The following is a 5,200-nucleotide window of genomic DNA, read 5'->3' on the forward strand; positions in this document are numbered from 1 at the left end:
GAGGCCGTCTTCACCTTCCTGAGAAACACCACCCGATTAGTGTGCCACCCCGGACCACCCACACACCCCTCACCAGCACAAACACGCCTCCCAACCCCGAAATCCGCCACCACCTGTGCAAGTCAGGTCAGATCTACCTCGCCGGGGAGGCGAAGGGATGACCTCCACTGCAGTGATGTCGGGTCAGAAGCTGCCCTTCGGTCAGATGCTCGCGGCCGTGCTGGCCTCAGGGGTGCAGGCCGTGCGCGGTCAGTTTGTGTTCCGCACCGCCACCTGGGCCGGTGTGCTCGGCGCGTCCCTGCAGGTGGTACTGGTCTTCCTGGTGTGGAGCGCCGTGTATGGGGCGCGCAGTGAGGTGTCGGGGATCCAGCAGCATGATGCGATCACCTATGCGGTGCTCGGTGCACTGGTCGCGATCCTCTTCCAGCCCTTCGTGTACGACACGATGTACGGGCGGCTGCGAACCGGGGCGATCGCCTTCGACGTGATGCGACCAATCTCCGCGGTCCCGATGACCCTTGCCCAGCAGGCCGGTGCCGCCGCCGCGCAGCTTCCCGCCGCCGGGCTCGGGCTCGTGATCGGCCTGCTCCTCGGGGCGATCCAGCCTCCCGGCACCGCGATCTCGGCGATCGCGTTCACGGTATCCATCGTGCTGGGCTTCGCGATCGCTCAGCTGCTGAACTTCGTCGTCGGGCTGGCCGGTTTCTGGACCCTGGAGGTCTCCGGCGCGTTCCACGTCTATGGCATGTTCGCTCAGTTCAGCTCCGGGGCGCTCATCCCGCTGTGGTTCATGCCGGGATGGCTCACTGATGTGCTCACCGCGCTGCCGTTCTCCTCTCAGGTGTTTGTGCCGCTCAGCATCTACATCGACCAGAGCCCGGGCAAGCACACCTTGACCGCGATCGGCAGCCAGCTCATCTGGGTGCTCGTCCTCATCGTCCTTGCAGCGATGGTGTGGAAGCGGGCGATCCGCAGGATGGTGATCTTCGGTGGCTGATGCCGCAACGACGTCCCGGACCGGGACCCTCGCCCGCCCCGTGCCGCCGTGGCGCACGTATCTGGTGCTGCTGCAGAGCACCTGGCGATCCATGCGGGTGTACCGGGTCAACCTGTTCATGCTCATCCTTGCCAGCTTCGCCATCCAGGGAACCCAGCTCGCCTTCATCGGCGTGCTGCTCGGTACCTTCGGCGCGATCGCCGACTGGACCGTCGGAGAGGTGGCCTTCCTCTACGGACTGCGGCTGACCGCCCACGGCGTGTGCACCATCAATTTCGGGCAGCACGCCTTGAGCGCCTATGCCGTGCGCAACGGCGACTGGGATCGGTTCCTGCTGCGTCCTGCGGGCCCGCTCATGCAGATGCTCACCCGCTACTTCAACCCCGGCACGATCGGTGACCTGGTTCTGGGCCTGGTGATCCTGACGACAGCGGCGAGCATGGTCGAGGCCGCCTGGACGCCCGGGAAGATCCTCTTCCTCATCATCGCGGCCCTCGGCGGCGGCCTGGTGGAAGCCGGCCTTCAGATCGCCCTCTCCGGCCTGGATTTCAGGTGGGGGCCGGTCACCCAGATCAAGTTCACCATCGATCGCGTGCTCACGGATTACGGCGCCTACCCCATGGCGATCTTCGGCACCGCAGGCACCTGGCTGCTCACCTTTCTCATCCCGCTGGCCTTCATGGCCTACCTCCCCGCCACGATCATCCTGGACCATACAGAGGACCTCGTCGTGCCCCTGTGGCTCGCACAGCTCTCCCCGCTGGCCGGGCCCGTGATCCTCGCAGCGGGGATCACGTTCTTCCGCTTCATGTCCCGCTACTACTCCAGCCCCGGCCACTGAGGAACTGGCGATCTGGTCGCGGTAGTTCTTCTGCTGGGCCTTGCGCAGGTGACGGTAGATCGTGGTGTGGTGCGGAGCGTTCACCCCAAGGCTCTCCAGTACCCGGGGAACATCGAGCTTGCTCGTGGGCTCCACCAGACGAGCCAGCACCACCTGCTCGAACACCTCATCGCCCACGGCCGCGAACCCGAGGCGGGAATACGCCGCCCGCAGTACCTGCCACAGCACGTCACTACGCGTGCCCACAACCCGCACCCCACCCCTGCTGGGCGAGGGAGGGGCTACGGCAGGTCGCGCTTCTCGCGCCGTAGCCCCCGCCGAGGGAAGCGGCAGCTCCTGCTGCCCTTTCCGGGAGGCCGCTGCGACCGTGTCCGCGGGCGTCTCCAGATCCAGATCCAGAGCCTGCTGAGCGCCCTGGACGACCTCCCGGCCTCGCTGGACCAACAGGGCGACCTCTACCGGAGTATGCGCTGACCCGAGGTGCTTGATGATCTCCAGCTGGCCCTGCCGCTTCTGGACAACCTGGACCGCAGTAGCCCCCGACCCGGTCCTCACCTTCCGCACAAACACCGAATTAGTATCCCAAAACCACCCCACCACAGGCCGAACCTACAGGTCACAGCACTGCGCCACGCCAACGCGACACCCCATGCATCAAGTCAGGTCGCTCGCTTCATAACTTGTTACCGAGAGTCCTTCGAGGGCGACGGCGATGGAAGTCCTGCCGTAGCTCGTCCCAAACTCAAAGAAGCGTTGAAACCGACCGGCAGCCCAGGTGGCGAAGGCAAGAGATTCATCATCGAAAAGTTCTCGTTGCTCGGCATCGAGCTGAATGAGGCCCTCCCCATAGCAGCGTGCGTTGAGGGTGTTCATCCTGCCTCCAGGATGTATATGGAGGTGTCTGGCGTCTCTGATGTCGGGAGTTCGGCATAGCGCACTATCCGCCAGCCATACGATTCGAAGAGTTCCATCCAACCCGTCTTGTCCGATACGTTCATACGGAGCAGTTGTTTAGGGCGTGTACTCACGGTGTATAGCCGTAGCTCCGGCGGTCGACCACGGTCTAGATCGGCATCGTCTGCGTGCAGGGATGGGTGGCGCGCGGATATTATCAAGCTCGCATGTGGTGCGGCTAAGCGTCTCGCTTCCCCCAAAACTCGCGATGCATTGCCAAACTGTAGAGCGCCATATATTGATACAAATAGATCGAAGTGATGGCCGTCCAGGAGGCTTGATGCAACCTCGGCTCGCCCATGGACAAAGGAAGCTCGGGGGAGCAGCGTTCGATTCCGCTCGATGGTGGCTAAATTTGCATCTAGGCCCGTATATGAGCCCCCGTGACGTAACACCTTGGGCGCCTGGGTCATGTATCCGCAGCCAAGCTCTAATACCGATCGATGTTCCAGAGGGGCATAATTGTGAAGGGATGCTCCCACCTCAGGCTGCATTCCCGCGCCAACGAGTCCTTCAGGCATCCAGTGATCTTTCATTCATCCATGCAAGGAGGGACTTAATGCCAGTGTTGGCATCCAGTGCTGTGGACGTGTCAACGGAATAGTCCGGAGGTTCTGTAGTGTTGATGTCCTCTAACTGCCGAAGTGACCACTCAGGGTCGCCCCATCCGCGCTTCTCGATTCTGCGCTTGACATTCTCTGGTGGCGCGTACACGTTTACAAAGCGAGCATTATATGCTCTCAACGTTGCGGCGCAACGGCGAAATAAATCGTCTTCTGGGTAGGGCAGGATGCCGTCGATAATTGAGTTGTATCCAGAGCGTGGCCAAACAAGAAGACTATTCAGCAATGCGTCTAGGTAGTCTGACTGGTCAAAGGCTGCGGCGCCTGGTGGATTTACTATCTCTGGGGCGGAACGGTCGGCCTCGAGGTGTACCCAACTGGTTCGGGCCTGGGAGAGTAAGTGCCGCGCTAGTGTAGACTTGCCGACTCCGGATGCGCCACTCAAAACAAGAATCTTCGCTGACATGATTATCTCCAGAAGTATGGTCGGAGCCCCGCAGGATTCCGACCAGATTTCGACTCGGCTATCAGTACCTGCGGAGGGTGTCCATCCACTCGTTCTTGAAGGATTCGAGCTCCCTCATGAAAGCGTCGATGTCGGCACCGTACGGAACGATGGCGCCGCCAGCCATACACGGAGCGCTCTGGCAACCGTGGACCAGGCGCCCTCCCAATGCTGCGTGCGCCCGGACGCTTAGGACCCGTCGCTCCTCATTGTAGAAGGATCCGTGGTGCAGGTCGCCGACAAATTCGGCCTCACCATGAGTTAGTCCGAAGACCTTCTCGCAAAGGACTGGGAAGAACCAAGCTGGCCCGACGTTGCAGGGGTGACCAAACTCATCGACGCGGTTTAACGCCATGAGCGTAGCCATCTCACGAAGCAGTTTGAGGTGATGGGTCGTGACCCCAGTTGCCTCAAGCTCTGGATCCTGGCTTACCCACCGATCGTTGAAGACAGCTGAGTAGACGTGACTCGCTGTTGCAACCACACGTGCGGCGTCGTCGGTTTCCTCCCCGTGTTCGTTGACGTAGTCAAGAACGATCTGCTCGAGAGTGCGCCGGGTCGTCTCAGGCGTAGGCAGAATGTCCCGTTCGACGCTATCCCACGGAATGATGACCCAACTCGGATTCTCGTAGCGAAAGAAGTGCTGGTCCGGGGCGATGGTGATGTGCCGTCCCTCTACCTAGACCCCAGGCACCTTGTTCCAACCTGGTGACCAATCTTCGAGAGAATCCGCAGAAATTCTCGTTGTTGTCTGGATTGGCGAAGTCACACAGTCTCCTTCGAAATGGTGTACTTGGTGCCCATACCGGACACGTGCCACGTATCGAAATGTGGCACCGATCACGGTACGGGACGATGGTTCCGCTGTCCAGGGGTGTGCAAGGCGGGAAGCGGTTCCCTGGGTGTTTTCCTGTACTCACCACAGTGGCAGCTAGTCTCGGTCTACCTCGAGCATGCCACGCGCGACGATACCGTCGAGGGACTGCTGCACGATCAGATGACAGTCGGGGTGTTAGGCCGCGAGTGTCACGGCGGGGTTCATGATGGTCTCGTGTTCGATGGGGGTCAACCGGCCCAGTCGGGCCTGCCGTCGGCGCCGGTGGTAGGTCCGCTCGATCCGGGAGGGGGTACCTCCCGCTTGCGGGGGAATGATGGCGATGCGGAGCTCTTTTCGGGTGCGTCACCGCTGACGGTTCAGGACGTTCTTCTGCAGTAGCCTCGATCTTTCATGGTGCTGCTGAGCGGCGGTGTCCGGCGTCGTTGCCGGTGTGCGCGAGCTGATTGTGGCATGAGGGTGTGACGGTCCGCCGCGTGTCGGTCGCGGTGGTCGGGCGTTCCGG

The 5,200-nt window shown here is 61.7% G+C and carries 4 protein-coding genes and 1 pseudogene; 2 read left to right on the forward strand and 3 right to left on the reverse strand.

The annotated features are described in order from the left end of the window. Positions 1-157: 157 nt before the first annotated feature. Both MU407_RS13450 and MU407_RS13455 read left to right on the forward strand, forming a co-directional pair. Positions 158-997, forward strand: coding sequence for an ABC-2 family transporter protein (locus tag MU407_RS13450; RefSeq protein ID WP_246958231.1), 840 nt, complete (start codon positions 158-160; stop codon positions 995-997). Continuing rightward, positions 990-1,838: an ABC-2 family transporter protein gene (locus tag MU407_RS13455; protein WP_246958233.1), complete on the forward strand. Its 849-nt coding sequence runs from the start codon at positions 990-992 to the stop codon at positions 1,836-1,838. Before MU407_RS13450 ends, MU407_RS13455 begins: the two co-directional genes overlap by 8 nt. A gap of 654 nt (positions 1,839-2,492) precedes the next feature. On the opposite strand, the gene MU407_RS13460 is transcribed toward MU407_RS13455, so the two are convergent. From MU407_RS13460 to MU407_RS13470, 3 genes and pseudogenes are all read right to left on the reverse strand, one after another. Further along, on the reverse strand, positions 2,493-2,711 hold the full coding sequence (locus MU407_RS13460) for a hypothetical protein (RefSeq protein WP_246958235.1): 219 nt from the start codon (positions 2,709-2,711) through the stop codon (positions 2,493-2,495). A gap of 594 nt (positions 2,712-3,305) precedes the next feature. Next, the gene (locus MU407_RS13465) at positions 3,306-3,821 is read right to left on the reverse strand and encodes an AAA family ATPase (protein WP_246958237.1); all 516 of its coding nucleotides are present in this window, start codon (positions 3,819-3,821) and stop codon (positions 3,306-3,308) included. A gap of 1,051 nt (positions 3,822-4,872) precedes the next feature. Beyond that, a pseudogene (locus tag MU407_RS13470) lies at positions 4,873-5,076 on the reverse strand (hypothetical protein); the annotation flags it as partial. Between the last annotated feature and the right edge of the window lie 124 nt (positions 5,077-5,200).

The organism is Brachybacterium sp. Marseille-Q7125 (genome assembly GCF_023062615.1).
Classification (GTDB): Bacteria; Actinomycetota; Actinomycetes; order Actinomycetales; family Dermabacteraceae; genus Brachybacterium.

Bases quoted from the DNA above. Each gene is read 5' to 3' on its own strand.
- MU407_RS13450 (WP_246958231.1), top strand. From the start codon at position 158: ATGACCTCCACTGCAGTGATGTCGGGTCAGAAGCTGCCCTTCGGTCAG.
- MU407_RS13460 (WP_246958235.1), bottom strand. From the start codon at position 2,711: ATGAACACCCTCAACGCACGCTGCTATGGGGAGGGCCTCATTCAGCTC.
- MU407_RS13465 (WP_246958237.1), bottom strand. From the start codon at position 3,821: ATGTCAGCGAAGATTCTTGTTTTGAGTGGCGCATCCGGAGTCGGCAAG.